Here is an 18,256-nt window from a genome sequence, read left to right on the forward strand (position 1 = left end):
ACGCCCGCTTCTCCACGTAAAGCCTGTATATTTTATTGTGTGCAATTCCCATTTACACAAAATAGTTTATACTCCCTTCAGTGATTGTCTTTTTAATTGCTCCAGATTGCGTCATAACATTGAAGTATTTCCTTGGTTTTTATTTGCTTTTTATGGTTCCACCATTTATAAATCGATTAGCTGATTATTTTTGCGCAAAGCTTTATATGATGCAAGAGAAACTCATTATTATTTCTCTGTTTGAGGCAAGGGAACTGCCAATCGAGGACATACTAACAATTCAAAAGGGAACCAAACCCGATATATTAAGACTGCATCCGAGCTTTATGTTCCTAGCTGAGCAAAAAGATTATACGACTGCATTTTCGACAGTAGTGCGTTTGTCTTTTCCAGGTGAAAATATTTATGTTACTCCAAAACATCCTGAATATTGGTATTTGTACTGGAAAAGCTTTGTAAAACAGGAGCAAATAGAAAAAGAAAAGGTTATTCTCCCCGTTTGGCATCTAAGTAATATCAAACGATTACTATGGAAGGGTTATTACGCAATCGCGGTAAAAGGAGTTGCCGCATATACTGGGTTATTGATTATGTTAATTTGGTTTATGCACCTTGGTATGTCATCATCCTAGTTGTTTTTCTGTGGTGGCTATTTAATATGTATATTGCCGACCGAATGCTTATTAATGCTTCCGACGCAGAAAAAGTAACGACAGGAAAGATCTATGATATTGCCCAGGAAATTTTTTATAAAGCTGGAATAGCGGATACCAGATTGTATATCATTGATTCTCCAGAATACAATGGTTTAGCAACTGGTATGCATATTGGAAAAGGGACGGTCATGTTGACAAGCGAAACAGCGAAATTATCCGAATCAGCAGTGCAGGCCATTCTAGCCCATGAGACGATACATGTTAAAAAACAGGATGTTATGATCAATCAAATTGGCAGAATGGCTATCTTAATCGTTTTGGTTATTTTGGTATATTTCTTTTTTGATAAACTGCGATTATTAACAGACCATATCTTCTTCATAATTATATTGCTCCAATTGCTCATGATAACTAATCTAATTTGTTTATCTATTATTGCTCAGTGGGCAGAAATAAGAGCTGATTTCTTAGGAGCAACTTTATTAGAAGGAGGGAGATCGCAGATGGCATCAGGATTAGAAGAATTGGCGGTTTCTCAAGATAAAGCAACAGAGAAGACTTTACAATATAGCGTTGACGAGCCATTACTTAGGAGTAGATCAACCGTAGATAGAGGTAACTGGATATTACGTTTTTTAGAGTTTCAATTTTTGCCACACCCTCCATTATACTGGCGAATACAACAGCTACATAAAGAACAAGATTGGAGCAGAACTTGGAAATCATGGATAGCTGCCAGGTTTAAAGAATCACTCCCTGATTTTTTGCGCAGCAAATAGAATGGGGAAAGGTACTGTTCCAATGTCAACCGGTGAATATAGTAGGATATTAGTGCCTCTCTTAAAACATTCCTAAAATCATTATAAGAATGAATCTATATATTAATCCTTGCAAAATGAGGGGTTTATATGAATGAAATGAGTGTTGTATCAGCGATTATTTGTTTGTTTTCAACGTATCATTTATGGAAGGAGTTGAGAATTATAGGCCAAACTCATAAATCAAAACGGGATATTTGGGCGCTGTATGTCAGTTCAGTTATCTTGATTGTAATGGTGAATTTTTTATATTATTCCATTTGAGAATTCAAGAGGAAGGGACTTTTTAAACCACTCCTAGAAAAAATCACCTGCTTTTAATAGTTGAAAATGCAATTAATATCATTATAGTAGGATGTTGTCCCAAATTCACCTCAATAGGGTTGTTTTTTTGTGCTGATTCTTAGTTTAGGAGGTTATTCTCCTGAAAATTGAAAGATTAAAACAATCCAAACAGTAGTTTATTTATTAGTTGGATTTCCTTTTAGTATTTCTTTTAAATATTTATAAAAGAGAAACAGGATGGTTGGAAAATCGGATTGTTTCTCTGTCCATTCTCAAACAATTTTGTTTAATAGTGAATATTCGTATAAAAACCAATTGCCAATAGTCTTGCGATTTTGATGTTTTAAGTGGTTTTTTAAGGAATGCATATCTCGTTTCTATTTTTTTGATTTAGAACATTGTTATATAAAACGCTTTTAATAATGGTGTGGTCCAGTAGCAATTAAATTACTGAGAAGTCGTTAATGTAAGAGTATAACTTGAAATTGGGTAGTTACAGGCAGTTTCATACATCCTACATCCTCCTAGCTTTATTTCCTAGTTGATATTTGGCTTTTAGTAAAGTGACATTTCGGATAAAAAAATAGTAAACGGAAAGAAATAAGATAGACCAACTATGGAAGGAGTTGAATTATGTCTATCTTTACTTTCTTTAGTGAACTTGGACATCGCTTTTTGAAGTATAAAGTGTATGATCTTTCAGCACAAATGGCATATTATTTCCTCCTATCTGTTTTTCCGTTTCTCTTTGTGATCTACTCGCTACTACCGTTTTTGCCATTGAGTGAAGATTATATTTTAAGACTAATTGAACCATACGCACCGGAGGCATCATATCTGCTAATTAGAAGCACGTTGGACCATTTGCTTACAAAACAAGGTCAACAGTTTCTCTCCTTTAGTCTACTTATTTCCGTATGGCTTGCTTCTATGGGGTTCCAATCGATGAAGCGAATTCTTAACATCGCGTATAACGTACCTGCAAAGGAAAGTTTGGTGAAACAGGTCATACAAGGACTATTGCTTACCATTGGTTTTATGGTTATCTTTTTATTTTCTGTAGTTATTCCTGTTTTGGAGAGAATGCTACGAACTTATATAGCGGATATTTTTTCGAACGAAAGTTTTCAGCGGCTATGGGATTTTGTACAATGGGGAGTAGGAAGCTTTTTAATTATCACTTTTTTCATTATTCTGTATTATTTCACGCCGAATAAAAATGTCAAGGGGAAACACGTCCTTCCAGGGGCGTTAGTTGCTACGATTGGATGGCAAATCATTTCGATACAATTTGCTTCCTTTGTCAGTAAAAACGATTATTCTGTTTTTTACGGTCAGTTAGGAGGCATTGTTGTATTAATGGTCTGGTTCTACATGTCAGCAATGATCATCATTATCGGTGGATTAGTTAACACGATTATTTTTCCTAGCGAACCCAATAAATGAGATGGTTGTAAAGCTAGCGTTTTATGGCATGAAAAATAATTTAACTATAGATTCCTTTTTCCACATTCATGAATAGTACTTGCTTTGAATATCTATTAAGTATAAAGAGTGGAATGAGCAGTAGGAGGAGAGTCTATGGTGGAATTTATTCTGGAATTATTTATGACAGAACAAAGGGTAGAGGCGATTTTAAGTCATTCCGTGATCGAATTTATTTTTTTAATATTGTTTGCAATGTTTGCAGTTGCTGTAATGATTCATCTTGTTATTTACAATAAATTGAAAAGAGTTCGTAACTATCTTAAATCGGCTGGTCGTATGGATATCGATCCACTAACAGGATTAAAAGAACAATACACAACGAAGCAACAACAAGAAACGGTCAAGGTAGAGACGTACGTGCAAGAACAGTTTTCCAATTGGCGTATGTTTCATGTTCCTGTTGTCAGTCTAATTAAAATGGTGCAAATGACGGTGTCTGTATTCATTTTAATTGGAGTGCTCGGGACATTTATCGGCTTAACCACTTCTTTAAGCAGTATTAATTTAGAGGGAAATGATATTGTTTCAGGGATAGCAAGTGTATTAGCGGGGATTGATGTCGCGTTTTATACGAGTATTGTCGGAATGGGGTTTTCTTTAGTAATGACGATTTTGCTTAAAGTGCTTAATACCGAATTTATGCTCACAGATATTATGCTAATGACAGAGACACGATTAGAAGGAGCAAAGGATAATGGCATCCAGCGATTAATTGCAAGTTCCGAAACGATCAATGAATCCATTCAGCATTTGCAACAGACAAACCAACAATCCTTTAAAACGATAGAAGCTGCTTTTGCAGGTTTTCAAAATTACATATCAAGCCTGGAACAATCAGCTGAAAATTTAGCTGCTTTTAATGACGGGCTTTCGGATAATCTGCACTCGTTCCGACTCTTATTTGCTGATATGCACGAGGTAACAGATCGTTTTGATAATGGTACGAAAAACCTAAATGAAAATTTCTCAGCCTTATTTACGTATTTTAAACGAATGGACAGCTATAGTGAACGGCAGATGAAAGCATTTGAACAGACGTATGAGAGGATAACAGAAACAACTGCTTCGCAAATCGATGGCATCCAAAGTTTTGAAGCATCTGTGGAAGATATGAAACAGTTTACTTCTTCTTTACTGGACGAGCAAGCTTCGATGCAACATGCGTTTTCAACTGTATGTAAAAAAACGAAGCAGCTTGTTGACCAGATGGATATGCAGAATAAAGAATTTAAATCGATTTTTGGGACGGATCTGTCAACGAAGTTAACGGGTATTATCCAGCAACTAAATGAGTTATCCCGAGAATTTGATAAAATGGGAGATTCTTTAACACAGCTGCCGAACGCTCTTGAAGTCATTCATCAAACGCAGGCGGAGTATAAACATTTACTGTCTGACCGCTTTCAAGAATTAAAAGAATTTAATCGTACATTTAGCCAGCACATTCAATCACAGGCTACGAATACGATGACATTTGAAAAGCATATGCAGGAAGCGGCGAGTTCTTTTGATCAAATGGCTATGAAAAATGGCCAATTGTTTCAAGAGATCAATCGAACTATCTCCGAAATGACACAAGCCTTTCACCAACGAGAGAACCAGTGGGATAACAGTGTGCATATATTAAAGGATACGTTAGCAAATTATGTACATAACTTAGAAGATTCTTTAGGGAAACGTCTGGAGCAGATTGGGCAGGCATTACAAGCTTCCATGCGCGAAACAAATCAGCAATTGCGTTCTGAATGGAATGAATTACGCAGAATGGCGGATTCAGCGCAACAAAATCAAGCAAGGGTTATGCAACAAAGCTTTCAAGATTTACAGAGGGAAATCCAGATGCTAAATCAGCAATTAGCTGCATTTACTCAACGTAACTATGCCCAAAACAATGCTATAAGGTTGAATCAAAATGAATACTAAGTATCAGCGATTATTCAGGCAGAACCATGATGAAGGACATTTTTGGCCATCGTTTACGGATCTACTCACAACGATTTTGCTTTGTTTTATTTTAATTTTCGTTGCTATGATGATTATCAAGTCATTACAAATAGAGGAAATGAAAAAAACACTAGATCAAATTATGGGGGTTCGAGCCAAATTAGTTCAAGATTTAAAAGAAGAATTTAGCGGCTCTGATTTAGGAGTTGAGGTAGACGAAAAAACAGGTGCGATCATTTTGAGTACGGAAATTTTGTTTGCCTATGATAAGCATGAGTTAAAGTCTGACTCGTATACCTTTTTAGATGAATTCGTACCCAAATATTTGGATATTTTACTACAAGATGGATACGAAAAATATATTGCTGAAATCATTATTGAAGGGCATACGGATCGAGATGGCTCGTATTTGTATAATTTACAGCTAGCTCAAAATAGGGCTTATAGTGTTGCTTCATATATCTTAAGTAATGATTTCCCGTATAAAAACATTCAAAAGCATTTAGCGGATAAGCTAACTGTTAATAGTAAATCCTTTTCTGATACACGAACAGACGAAAACGGAAATTATAGCGCGGAAGCTTCCCGTCGAGTGGAATTCAAATTTCGCTTGAAGGATGAAGAAATACTGGATAAAACGAGAGAAATCCTAGGAAGTTAGGTTTGCAGGTAAAATCGATGTCTCCCTTTAAAATATCAAAAGCCAGTAACAATATTTTTAGTTAATAAAATCTTAGCAAGCAAAACGGTTAGGACTTTAGGCATTCTTATAGCTTTCAAAAAAATACGGAAGGCAAGAGAAAGGCTAGCACTATGGGTCTCTACAGCCACCCCACGGAAGGAAAAACAAGTTCCCAAAGCGGGTTATTTGCAGGCTCCTTCACTTCTAAATAATTGAATTTTAATTTGGTGAAAATTCTATTGTCCCGGCATCTAGCCTTTTCTCGGATCCAAGATATCGTAACGCACTATTTATTGTAAGTTATGCAAGTTCTTCAGGCACCTTCATCCTGATTCAGTTGATTGTCATGTTGACAATTGGAGCAGGAGGAGGGAACAGAAATATGCGATACTTAAACTCGTTCTTAAAAAAGCTCCTCTTTTTCAAGAACGAGAAAGCTACGTCGTAACGCAGACATAAAATGTGTTTCTAGCGATGATGCTACTCTTTCAAATAGAAAAAGCTTGCTTTATTTCATATAGTATGAAACGTTTAACACTATCGGTATTTGTGTTTTTATCTTCATCAAAATTCTTCATATGTTGCTGGGTCTTGATCTTTTAATCTACCTGTAGTGTGTGACAATGCTTTAATCGCTTGCATCTCCTCATCAGTTAATGAAAAATCAAAAATTGAAATATTTTCCAGTTGATGTTGGTAGGATGATGACTTTGGAATGGCAATGGAGCCTAGCTGAAAATGCCAACGTAAAATGATATGGGAAACCGTTCTCTGATGTTTAGCAGCAATCTGTTGAATCGTTTCTTGTTCCAGTACGCTGCTTGCGCGCCCTAATGGGCTCCAAGATTGCGTTTGTATATTGTTTTCCTCGTGCCACTTGCGTTGTTTTTCCTGATTGAAAAATGGATGTAATTCAATTTGATTGATACTTGGTTTAACGCCCGTTTCTTCTTTCAATCGATGCATGTGTTCTGGTAAGAAATTACATACACCGATCGAACGAATAAGCCCCCATTTTTTTGCATCTATTAATGCCTGCCAAGCTTCTATATACATATCCCGTTTAGGATTAGGCCAATGAATCAGATAAAGATCGAAATAGTCAAGGCTTGCACGATATAAGGATTCTTGAATAGCTGTTAGCGCTTTTTGATATTCTTGGTAACGACCTGGTAACTTAGAGGTAATAAGAAGATTATCTCTAGGGGTGGAGCTGCGACGAATAGCTTCGCCAACAGTGCCTTCATTTTCATAGTTGTAAGCTGTATCAATTAGTCTGTATCCGAGATTAATAGCACTTGTTATCGCATTTGCACCATCACTCCCGTTTAATTTATACGTACCAAAACCAATTGCCGGCAACTTGATTCCATCATAAAGCGTGATTTGTGGAATAGTCTGACTCATTGGATATTCCTCCTTTTTAATTCTAATTTAAGAGTACATAAAAACAGAACATAATCCAACTAAAATATAATAGGAAATAGGAACATTTGCATGGTTTAGAGATTCATGACTGTTTCAATATAAGCATGTATAAAGTCAGCATTTTAAATGAAAGGGCTGATCTTTCCAACCATGCTTCGTTTTATATTCTGTCAAAAAACGGAGTTTATTATCAATGAAGCAGATGGAGTGTTTTACAAAAGTGGTATATAATCAAATCCACGTAAACCCTATATAAATCAATGTTCCAACTTTATAAAAAAATAAATTTGGGAAACTAAATTTTTTTGGATTATAATGTTAAAATGAAAAGAGTATATTTATATATGTTGGATGTGGAGTGATAACACTGCAGGGAATAATTTCGATTGCAATTGCGTATATATTTGGTTGTTTGAATGGCGCTTACTATATAGGAAAGCTATACTATAGAAAAGACATTAGAGAATTAGGCAGTACAAACGCGGGTGCCAGAAATGCTGGGAGAGTTTTTAGTCGTTCCGCATTTATTTTTACAGTAGTAATAGATGCTATAAAAGTGATTATCCCCTTAATGATAGCTACAAATATTTTGGAAATGGACGCTACTTTAATAGCATGTATGGCAATTGCGCTCTTGTTTGGACATTTGTGGCCTGTTCAACTAGGATTTCGGGGAGGGAAAGGAGTCGTTGTCTACTTAGCTGCAGCACTCGTACTAGCCCCGATCCCTTTGCTTGTTTGCGGTGTTACCATTTTAATTGGATATCAAATCTACAAAAATCTCAGACTTGTTGCGATGCTTGGATTTTGCACAATACCTGTAGGCTTATTATTACTTGATAGAAATATGGAATTAGCAACAACGTTTTTTATTATGTTGACTATTGTTGCAATTATGCATAGAAATGGGGACTAATTATGAAAGAATCATTATCTGTTGAATATAAAATAGCTGATTTGGCAGAAGAACTGGAACAAATCTATCGATTAAACTATGAGACGTTTGTCGAAGAAATACCTCAACACGAAACAAATCATGAGCATAGATTGGTAGATCGGTTTAACGAAAAAAATACATATATCATTGCAAAGCGAAACGATGAAGTAATCGGAATGATTTCTGTTAATGACCAGCGACCTTTTTCACTGGATCAAAAACTGAATAACTTAGATGATTTCTTACCAAAGTGGGCTGTTCCTTGTGAAATACGATTACTGGCTATTAAACAACCATATCGTGGTGGCCGTATTTTCTATGGGCTTTGTGAAAGGTTAGTAGATTATTGTTTAGAAAAAGGGTTTAATATGGCGGTTATTTCCGGAACGCTAAGACAAACAAAACTATATAAACATTTAGGATTTCAGGCTTTCGGGCCGCTAGTGGGAACAGAAAAAGCACCTTATCAGCCCATGTATTTAACGAAGGAAAGCTTTGCGCGTGCTTCTAAATTATTTGAACGCATGCTTCGAAAGGAAAAGCAACAACATCATTATAACTTTTTACCAGGTCCTGTTGAAGTATCGAATGAGGTAAAAAAAGCATGGGGGGATAAAGCAGTTTCCCATCGTGCTGAAGAAGTACATAACGTAATGAAAAATGTACAAGGGCAGCTAAGTAGATTAACGAAAGCCAAGTATGCCGAGATCGCCGTAGGTACAGGGACGCTTGCTAATGATATGGTTGCAGCTCAATTAACAACTATTTCAGGCAAAGGATTAGTGTTAGCAAATGGCGAGTTTGGCGAGCGGTTAATCAATCATGCTTCACGATTTAATCTATCTTACTACACGATTACAAAGCCTTGGAGTAAGCCCATATCTTTAGCTGAAATTGAACAAACATTGGAGAAACATCGTGAAATTGGTTGGTTGTGGACGGTACACTGTGAGACGTCCACGGGGTACGTTTATCCGTTGGAAAAATTAACACAGCTTTGTAACAAGTATGAAGTGCGTTTATGCGTGGACGCATGTAGTACAGTTGGTGTTATGGCAATTGATTTAACATCCGTTTATTTGGCTAGTACGGTTAGTGGAAAAGGTCTCGGATCTTACCCTGGATTGGCAATAGTGTTTCATCAGGAAAAGCTGTTGCCAAACGAGTCGATTCCTAGTTATCTAGATCTTGGGAAGTATCAAATAAATAGCAGTATACCATATACGCATTCTTCTAATGGACTGTTCGCCTTACAAGCTGCATTACAACAGATACAGCCAGAAAGAACTGAATTGTTCCGGGACATTTGTCAAGAATTTCAAAAAGCAGGTATGGAAGTATTAACAGGGGAAAATTATTCACCAGGTATTATAACGATTTGTTTACATCAGATGATTGACTCAAGGAAATTCGGTGATGCTTTAAAACAAAAGGGTGTCCATGTAAGCTATGAAAGTGGCTATTTACTAAGTCAAAACTGGTTTCAAGTGGCTATTATGGGTCAGCAGCATGTGCCTCATGTTCTAAAGGGCATAAAGATCATTGTTGAGATGTATCAACAGTTTTCAAAGGCGAAGGAGATCAGTCGATGCGGAAGTTAAGTCTGTTCTTAGAAAGAAATTTACTAGTTACGTTCATTATCCTTTTATGGTTGAAAACAGTCATCATTTCTTTTACTAGTTTTCAATTATCACTGTATTCTTGGCTCGATGTTTTCATCGTTTTTGTTAATCCAATTGGAATTATTATGCTATTGTTTGGTATTGGTTTCCTTTGGAGAAAGCAACTATCTCCAGTTACTTTATTGATAATCTATTTATTGATGTTGGGCTTGTTATACGCAAATGTGCTTTATTATCGATTTTATATTGATTTTGTTACGGTGTCAGTTTTTTTGCAATTGAATAATGTAGGGGGATTAGGTCCAAGTACAGTAGAGTTGTTTTCACCATTTGATATTCTGTTATTTTTAGATGTTGTAATAATTGGTTATGTCGTATTTAAGTTGAAAAGAGAGAAGCAACAACCGTTAATTCCAAATAAGAAAAAATACTTGTTTACTGGTTTGGCGTTCACTTTGTTTACATTTGCGATTGCACTTATTCAAAACCCACATCTACTGCAAACAGGATACGATCGGGACGAGCTCGTACAATCCCTTGGCTTATATAATTATCAACTGATCAATCTGGCAACTGGCGTGAAAGCACCGATAACGAAAGCATTTGCAGATGAAACAGATGTACAAGAAGTTCAATCGTATATGGAAGGGAATGGAAAAGAAGAATCTTTTCAAGAATTTGGAATAGCTGAAGGGAAAAATATTGTTTTCATTAGTTTGGAGTCTACCCAAAATTTCGTTATTAATCAAAAAGTAAACGGGGAAGAAGTGACGCCTTTTTTAAATGAGTTAATTCGTGATAGTTTTTATTTTAATAATATTTATGATCAAGCAGCCCAAGGAAAAACATCAGACGCGGAATTTATGATTAATACCGGATTATATCCTCTCCCGAGCGGCTCTGTATTTGTGCGTAGACCAACTAACCAATTTCAATCTTTACCGCATATTTTACGTGAAAGTGATGGTTATACAGCTGCCGCTTTTCACGGAAATGACGCTTCCTTTTGGAATAGGGATGAAATGTATCAATCATTGGGCTTTGGTACGTTTTTCTCGAAAAAAGACTATGACGTGACAGAAAAAAACTCCGTCAATTACGGGATTAAAGATATTCCTTTTTTTGAACAATCCATGAACCATTTATCAGAGCTGTCCGAGCCTTATTTAGCTAATTTTCTGACATTGACCAACCATTTTCCATTTTTATTGGAGGAAGAGGACCAAATGATTCGACCAGCTGATACTTCTGTAGAGGTTGTGAACCGATATATTACAACCGTCCGCTATGAAGATCAAGCGATACAACGATTTTTCGAATTGGTAAAAGAAAAAGGAATGTATGAAGATACGATATTTGTTATTTATGGCGATCATTATGGCATTTCCCAAAAATACGAAGCTGGTGTGCATGAGTTATTAGGTCAGAAAGAGACAGCTTTAAACCATCTGGAGTTACAAAAGGTGCCAGTAATCATACATGTGCCGCATCAAAAAGGGAAAACGATTGAAACAGTAGGGGGAACTGTTGATATCCATGCTACTGTTTTAGAATTAATGGGTATACCAGATAAGGAACAGATGAATTTTAGCCGGAATTTATTTACAAGAGATAATGAGGCTCCTGTCGTTTTTCGAGATGGGAGTATCGTGACGAATGATTATGCTTATCTAAATGGTCGTTGTTTTAATAAACAAGCGAAAAAACCCGTTAGCGCAAATAAATGCACAACGTATTTAGAAGCTGCGCGAAAGGAGCTGCATGCTTCTGATCAAATAATTCTTGGGGATTTATTTCGGTTTATTGGAAAATAACACAATGATATTTATCCCGTATAAGGTGCTGTAAAATTTCCACTTCAAGAATGGAAGATGCGAGCGGAACAAGGCGAAGTGGGAGGTGACAGCACCTAAAATAACCTTTTCGTAAGCGGTGGCCTTTAGGGCATACCATGGGTCGACTGATGGAAGGTTTCCTTTTTATAGAAAATAGTAGTGGGAGGGGAAGAGTGACCCCTCTTTTTAAATGAAAAGGAGTACTTCGATATAGCATAAAAAAAGACAAACCATACCAATATGGTTAGCTCAACAAGGTGACTTGTAGCCATAAAGAAGTGCAATATCACTTAAGTCATTAACGGTGCGCATTTCGCACTAGGTAGCGCCGCGGTAGACGGTTTAGGAAAGGGGAGGCTTGTCACGAAAAGATAATGGAAAAACGACAGTGATCATTTCCTTCTGTTTTACAGCTAATCCTTTTAATTTGCTCTGTCTCCAACACGCTTTGAAACGTAGCAGTCTCACAATGACAAGCTATTTTGAATGATTGAGCAATCGCTAGTAACGGGCAATTATGCTCCACAAGTTCGTAAGTTTTAGCACCAGTTTGTTTATATTCCGCCATGTACCCTTTCTCGTTTTGCAGCCTCTTAAGTTCACGCATTTTTTCTTCTGGCGATTTATGTTGCAGGTGAACGGCATATTCTTTGCTTAAGCGCTGTTTACGCTTATCAAATAATTGTTGGATTGCCTTGTCGCCGTAAATCGTCTGAATATCGTTTAGAAATTCGATGCTTAGTGTCTCATAATTTTTCGGAAATAACCGCTCACCTTTTACGGATAAAATGTATTGTTGGATTGGTCTGCCAATTGGCTGCTTCATTTCCACAGAGGAAATAAGCCCTTCTTTTTCCATGGTAGATAAATGCTTTCGTATAGCCATATCTGTAATTTGCAGATGTTGTATAAAGTCTCCAACTGTTAGCTTGCCTTCTTTCTTTAAAAGATATAAAATTTTGTCTTTCGTTGTTTTTCGCTTCATAGAATCACCTTTATTTCGTATATAAGGTACTGTAATACTCCGATTTCAGGAGTTGGACAAATCTCTACGGCAATAAGTCTAAGTGGGAGATAACAGCACGTAAAACCCCTCTTACGTAAGCAGCCTTTAGATCATACCATTACGGTACTAACAATTAGTGGGGGATGAATGAAAACCTCTACTGATTGAAATTCACTTTACCCTGAATGTAAGGTTCCATAAGACATTTCTATCTAAGTCTGAGTTGAGGTAAAAGGGCACAAACAGAAGGAAACGGTACCTACGTGTTTGAATCGTTTGGAACGTTTATTGTCGATCATGGGAGGAGCAATAACACCTGAAATTAGCTTTTGTTCTACTTTGATTAATAGGGAAAACTCACCCTAACAAGAAGTTCGACTTTATTCAATGATTATATAAAAGATTCATCGTTTGCAAAGGAGGAATAGGAGCATTATTTTAAATTTTGAAACTAATACAATTATTATAATGCAAGCAAATCATTTGCTATTATATGTAACGTAAGCTATTCTTTTTGCATACTTATTATACCAATAAGTATAATAAATGCAATGCATACATAGAATGATTTCTGTGTTAAAATGCCATGTGGTTAAACTTCATTTCGTTTATTGACATATCTTATTTCTAAAACGCAGGAGGGGACAGCTGTGAAACTTGTCGGAGTAGCTGGTTCATTAGTTGGTGAAAAAACGTCGCAAGCAGTACATGACGTTTTACTTGCAGCCAGACGAGTTGATAAACAAATTGAGACAGAGTTAATGGACTTAAAAGAATATGATGTAGAGTTTGTTAAAGGAGCTCCTTTAGCTTACTATAATAAGGATACGTGGAAGGTAGTAAATACTGTATTAGCTGCTGATATGATTGTTTTTGGCTCGCCTATTTATCAGGCATCTATTTCGGGGGCATTAAAAAATTTGCTAGACCATTTTCCAGTAGATGCTTTTAAATCAAAAGTTACGGGAATTGTTACTACTGCAGGATCTGATAAACATTTTCTCGTATCGGAATATCAATTAAAGCCTATTCTTGCTTATTTAAAAGGAATTATCCCTACTTGTAGTGTTTTTATTAACAACGATTGTTTTAATGATGATAATGAAATTATTGATCAAGATGTAAAAGAAAGAATAGGTAAACTAGCTAAAGAAATGATTGAAATCAAACAGCGTGAACAAAGCAAAAGCATTAACTAGTTTGGTTTTACATACATCTGTGTAGCAAAATAAACCATTCATTTTTTAGTCCATCGATACTGTTAAAAGCATTTCTGTTTTATATGTTTCCAACGTATAAAAGGAAATGCTTTTTTGTTTGGAAGCAATGTTATTTCTAGTTCTAAGTCTCCCACTGCAAGAGTTGGAAAGTGTGTACGGAATAAGCAGAAGATAACTGCATCTAAATCCTCGACTCGTTCAGAAGCCTTAAGGTCATATCCTTATGATACTAACAACCATTGGGGGATGAAGGGACCTGCCCAATGGTTGATTCACTTGATAGTAGGAGAATGATTGGAATCCACCTATCATAAATGGTGTGTCCGTTGTAGCTAGGGTAAAAAGGTGCTGTAAGAATGTCCCTTCAAGCATAACAGTGAAATCTAAAAAGTATAAGTGGACTTTATCGACCATTTTACGCGTTGCTACCAAATTGGTAAGCAAGAAAGTTCACTGATAAAGGGAGTAATTTAAAGGGTATTTCATAACTTTTGCTAAAAAGAGCACAATAGACAAGTGAAACAGCTTACATAGTTTGGGCTCAAAGGCTATTGAACCAATGTTGTAAGCGGATTACAATTTTATTAAAGGAGGGGCGAAGTTGTTTGATCAACGATCTTTTAAACTATTTGAAGAAATCATTACACATGATCAGATTACTATTTCTCAGGTCACGCGAAAATTGGATTTATCGGAACGACAATTTTACTACGATCTGGAAAAAGTGAACGACACACTAAAAAGTATGAAAATGCAGCCAATCAAACTACTCGATCAGCGTTTTATTGTGGATGAGAAAGTGAAAAGTCTGCTTCAGGCTGGTGCCCCTTTGGATATTTCGATACAGCACATCGTTTTATCCGAAGAGGAACGGATATATTTAATTTATTTATATACGTTTATCCGCAGGGAGCCTGTTTCCAACTACCATTATCAGCAAATGTTGCAAGTGAGTAAGAATACAGCATTAACGGATGTAAAAAAAGTGAAGGATCTCTGTAAAGATAGAGGTGTCATTTTTCAATATACAAGAAAAGATGGATACCATCTCACTGGTACGGAAATGGCAAAAAGAAGATTAGCAAGCTTTTGCTTGAACTACTTGCTCACAAAGTCACTAGGTAAAGAAATGATTGTACTTGTATTAAAATCATGGAAACAGGAAAACTACTATGTGGATACGCATATAACTGTAAATGAATTTTTACAAAGTTACAACATTCATCTTGTAAAAGATAGGAAAACAGAAGTCATTTTCCACCTCACATTAATCCGAATTCGAAATAAAAAATGCATACCTTTATTTTTAGAAGATGAGAAGAAATTGCTGTGTTCACAACGTATCTTTGAGGAAACGCAACGATTAGCAGAACAACTTTTTCCAGATGCTGCATCTGAAGAAGACTATTATGTAACGCTCCAATTATTAATTGCAATGCGGGAAGCAGAATTGGAGGAAAATCCTTTTTTAGCAAACTTAACCACGCAAATTATAGAGGCGTTTGAAAAGAACACACTACTTCCGATAAAGAATAAAACCTATCTACAACAAAGTTTATATAATCATTTAGTACCGGCATTTTTTAGAATCATGTTCGAAATCCCGCTTGTGAATCCTTTAACATCAGAAATCAAACAAAAGTATGTAGATTTATTCCAATTTGTAAAGCAGTCGCTAGCCCCTCTATCGACATGGACCAAAAAGGAAATTAGTGATGAAGAAATTGGTTTTTTTACGCTTCATTTTGGCGGATATCTTGAAAGAAATAGACATAAAAACACAACTGAAATTCATGCATTAATTGTTTGTTCAAATGGTATTAGTTCATCAATCATGCTACGCGCCCAATTAAAAGAGATGTTTCCAAGTATACATTTTTCCAGGGTGCACACAGTTGAGCAAGTATGCTCGATCCCTTTATCGAGCTATGACTTAATATTCTCAACAGTAGAGGTTGAGTCATCAAAGCCAGTTTTTGCTGTGAAACCGTTGCTCTCAAAGATAGAAAAAAATTATTTAATCGAATCCGTAATGAAACAATTTCCGAATTTGAATAACTGCGATTTTTCAATGGATCAAATTATGGAAGTGATCTCCAAATACACGGAAATCAAAGACGAAAAAAACCTGTTTTCAGAACTTGTGGATGTTATTCACCTAAGTCATACAGATATAGGAGGTTATAAACCAATGCTCTCAGAACTACTAACACAAGATATGATCCAATTTACAGAAGAACCTTTAGATTGGAGGGCCGCTGTGGCTAAAGCAGCTGAACCCTTGCTAAAAGCACATAAAATTAAACCAGAATATATTGAAGCTATGAATAAAAAGATTGAAGAAGTAGGAACTTATATTCATATCGGTAATGGTATTGCTATACCGCATGCACGACCTGAAGAAGGTGTTGTAAATTTAGGGATGTCTTTTTTAAGAACAAAAACACCAGTGAAGTTGTTGGATAAAGAGGAACATAAAATTGATGTTTTTATTTGTCTAGCAGCCATTGATAATGAGGCACATCTAAAAGCGTTAGCGCATTTAACCAAGTTGCTTTCTGATAGTTCAACGCTACAAGCTTTAAAGTCTGCTCAAACACCTCAGGAAGTTATACAGATCATCAAATAAAAGGAGATGGAAATAATGAAATTTCTAGCAGTTTGTGGGTCAGGTTTAGGAACAAGCTTTATGGTAGAAATGAATATTCAACAAATATTGCAGGAATTAGGTATCACAGGGGTAGAGGTGTCTCACTCTGATTTAAGCTCAGCCGCTCCTGGAGATGCAGATGTCTACTTTTTAGCAAAAGATATTGCTGAAGGAGGTGCTCACTTAGGCGAAGTCGTAGTGCTCAACAACATTATTGATATGGATGAATTGAGGGACAAAGTCACCAAAGTAGCGAAAGAAAAAAATCTAATTTAAAACTTCACTTAAAGAAAGGATGACTCCCATGAATGGATTCTTAAGTGTATTAGTCGATATTTTAAGCCAGCCAGCTATATTAGTTGCTGCCATTGCACTAATCGGTTTATTAGCCCAGAAAAAGAATTTATCTGAGATCATGAAAGGTGCTATCAAAACATTTGTTGGTTTTATTGTCATCGCTTCAGGAGCTGGGATTTTAGAGCAAGGTCTGTCTCCATTCGGTGCGATGTTCCAAGAAGCATTTCATGTATCAGGAGTGGTACCGAACAATGAAGCCATCGTTGCATTGGCTTTAAATGAATATGGAACAAATACTGCATTAATTATGTTTTTTGGAATGATTGTAAACGTATTAATTGCTCGGTTTACTAGGTATAAGTATATTTTTTTAACAGGCCATCATACACTTTACCTAGCATGTATGTTTGCTGTAATTATGGCAGTAGCAGGATTTGATACGATACCATTAATTGTTGCAGGAGCAGTTGCATTAGGAATTGTTATGACACTATCTCCTGCTATTTTACAACCATTTATGAGACAGCTAACTGGCAATGATAATGTTGCTTTAGGACATTTTAGTGCTGTTGGTTATGCTATTAGTGGTTTAACTGGAAAATTATTCAAGAAAAGTAAAGAGCAATCAACGGAAAATATTAATTTTCCGAAAGGTCTTGGATTTTTACGTGACAGTACTGTAAGTATCGCATTAACAATGATTGTCATGTACGTTATTGTTGCGTTTTTCGCTGGTTCTACCTTTATCGAAGCAGAATTAAGTGATGGAACAAACTATCTTGTATTTTCTTTAATGAAAGGTGGTAGCTTTGCTGCTGGTGTATTTATAATCTTATCTGGAGTTCGTCTCGTATTAGCAGAAATTATTCCCGCGTTTAAAGGGATTTCTACGAAGATTGTACCAAATGCTAAACCGGCGCTTGATGTTCCAATTATTTACACATATGCACCAAATGCCGTATTAATTGGTTTTTTCAGTAGCTTTATTGGCGGAATATTCAGTATGGCGGTTATGTTTGTGGCAGGGACAACGATTATCCTTCCTGGAGTAGTCCCTCACTTCTTTACTGGAGCAGCAGCAGGCGTTTTAGGAAATACAACTGGTGGAATTAAAGGCGCTGTCGCTGGATCGTTTGTCAATGGCATAATTATTTCGTTTCTACCAGTATTTTTATTGCCAGTTCTTGGAGAATTAGGGTTTGCTAATACAACCTTCTCTGATGCAGACTTTGGCGTTTCTGGAATCTTCTTTGGAACACTCGCAAACTATGGAGGACCAATCGCAATTGTAATTAGCTTAATGGTAATTTTAGGATTAATGCTCATTCCTTTTGGCAAGAAAAAAGAATCAACAGAAAATGTATAGTAAAGAAATATATAAACTAACT

At 36.1% G+C, this 18,256-nt stretch carries 15 protein-coding genes; 13 read left to right on the plus strand and 2 right to left on the minus strand.

The features are described 5' to 3' along the window. Positions 1 to 206 precede the first annotated feature (206 nt). From D1839_RS16915 to D1839_RS16940, 6 genes are all read left to right on the plus strand, one after another. A complete protein-coding gene (locus tag D1839_RS16915) occupies positions 207 to 632 on the plus strand; it encodes a hypothetical protein (protein WP_147358291.1) in 426 nt (141 codons plus the stop codon). A gap of 26 nt (positions 633 to 658) precedes the next feature. Next, positions 659 to 1,435: a M56 family metallopeptidase gene (locus D1839_RS16920; protein WP_158589692.1), complete on the plus strand. Its 777-nt coding sequence runs from the start codon at positions 659 to 661 to the stop codon at positions 1,433 to 1,435. A 129-nt stretch (positions 1,436 to 1,564) separates the two neighbouring features. After that, complete coding sequence (locus D1839_RS16925) at positions 1,565 to 1,738, plus strand: hypothetical protein (protein WP_158589693.1); 174 nt, start codon at positions 1,565 to 1,567, stop codon at positions 1,736 to 1,738. 654 nt (positions 1,739 to 2,392) lie between these two features. Continuing rightward, complete coding sequence (locus tag D1839_RS16930; RefSeq protein WP_120381013.1) at positions 2,393 to 3,205, plus strand: YihY/virulence factor BrkB family protein; 813 nt, start codon at positions 2,393 to 2,395, stop codon at positions 3,203 to 3,205. Positions 3,206 to 3,340: 135 nt separating this feature from the next. Then, a complete protein-coding gene (locus D1839_RS16935; RefSeq protein ID WP_120381014.1) occupies positions 3,341 to 5,170 on the plus strand; it encodes a MotA/TolQ/ExbB proton channel family protein in 1,830 nt (609 codons plus the stop codon). Beyond that, entirely contained in the window at positions 5,160 to 5,852 is a 693-nt protein-coding gene (locus D1839_RS16940; RefSeq protein WP_120381015.1) for an OmpA family protein, read from the plus strand. Before D1839_RS16935 ends, D1839_RS16940 begins: the two co-directional genes overlap by 11 nt. A 585-nt stretch (positions 5,853 to 6,437) precedes the next feature. On the opposite strand, the gene D1839_RS16945 is transcribed toward D1839_RS16940, so the two are convergent. Continuing rightward, positions 6,438 to 7,280, minus strand: a complete 843-nt coding sequence (locus tag D1839_RS16945) for an aldo/keto reductase (protein WP_120381016.1) — start codon at positions 7,278 to 7,280, stop codon at positions 6,438 to 6,440. A gap of 379 nt (positions 7,281 to 7,659) precedes the next feature. On the opposite strand from D1839_RS16945, the gene D1839_RS16950 reads away from it, so the two are divergent. From D1839_RS16950 to D1839_RS16960, 3 genes are read left to right on the plus strand one after another with little or no spacing between them, the layout of a single operon-like run. Then, positions 7,660 to 8,217 (plus strand): glycerol-3-phosphate acyltransferase, encoded by a 558-nt coding sequence (locus tag D1839_RS16950; protein ID WP_199690337.1) that lies wholly within the window; start codon positions 7,660 to 7,662, stop codon positions 8,215 to 8,217. A gap of 2 nt (positions 8,218 to 8,219) precedes the next feature. Beyond that, the gene (locus D1839_RS16955; protein ID WP_120381017.1) at positions 8,220 to 9,839 is read left to right on the plus strand and encodes an aminotransferase class V-fold PLP-dependent enzyme; all 1,620 of its coding nucleotides are present in this window, start codon (positions 8,220 to 8,222) and stop codon (positions 9,837 to 9,839) included. Continuing rightward, positions 9,827 to 11,674, plus strand: a complete 1,848-nt coding sequence (locus D1839_RS16960; protein WP_120381018.1) for an LTA synthase family protein — start codon at positions 9,827 to 9,829, stop codon at positions 11,672 to 11,674. The genes D1839_RS16955 and D1839_RS16960 overlap by 13 nt, the downstream gene beginning before the upstream one ends. 382 nt (positions 11,675 to 12,056) lie before the next feature. Here D1839_RS16960 and D1839_RS16965 read toward each other — a convergent pair whose 3' ends face one another. Next, positions 12,057 to 12,680 (minus strand): helix-turn-helix transcriptional regulator, encoded by a 624-nt coding sequence (locus D1839_RS16965; RefSeq protein WP_120381019.1) that lies wholly within the window; start codon positions 12,678 to 12,680, stop codon positions 12,057 to 12,059. Between the two features lie 671 nt (positions 12,681 to 13,351). On the opposite strand from D1839_RS16965, the gene D1839_RS16970 reads away from it, so the two are divergent. From D1839_RS16970 to D1839_RS16985, 4 genes are all read left to right on the plus strand, one after another. Then, positions 13,352 to 13,900 carry an NADPH-dependent FMN reductase gene (locus tag D1839_RS16970; protein ID WP_120381020.1) on the plus strand — a complete coding sequence of 183 codons (549 nt, stop codon included), beginning with the start codon at positions 13,352 to 13,354 and terminating at the stop codon, positions 13,898 to 13,900. A gap of 622 nt (positions 13,901 to 14,522) precedes the next feature. Further along, on the plus strand, positions 14,523 to 16,550 hold the full coding sequence (locus D1839_RS16975; protein WP_120381021.1) for a BglG family transcription antiterminator: 2,028 nt from the start codon (positions 14,523 to 14,525) through the stop codon (positions 16,548 to 16,550). Positions 16,551 to 16,565: 15 nt separating this feature from the next. Then, positions 16,566 to 16,847 (plus strand): PTS sugar transporter subunit IIB, encoded by a 282-nt coding sequence (locus tag D1839_RS16980; RefSeq protein ID WP_120381022.1) that lies wholly within the window; start codon positions 16,566 to 16,568, stop codon positions 16,845 to 16,847. A 28-nt stretch (positions 16,848 to 16,875) separates the two neighbouring features. Beyond that, a complete protein-coding gene (locus D1839_RS16985; RefSeq protein WP_120381023.1) occupies positions 16,876 to 18,234 on the plus strand; it encodes a PTS ascorbate transporter subunit IIC in 1,359 nt (452 codons plus the stop codon). Positions 18,235 to 18,256 lie beyond the last annotated feature (22 nt).

Origin of the sequence: Roseburia sp. 1XD42-34 (genome assembly GCF_009917385.1) — a bacterium.
Classification (GTDB): Bacteria; Bacillota; Bacilli; order Bacillales; family Amphibacillaceae; genus Virgibacillus.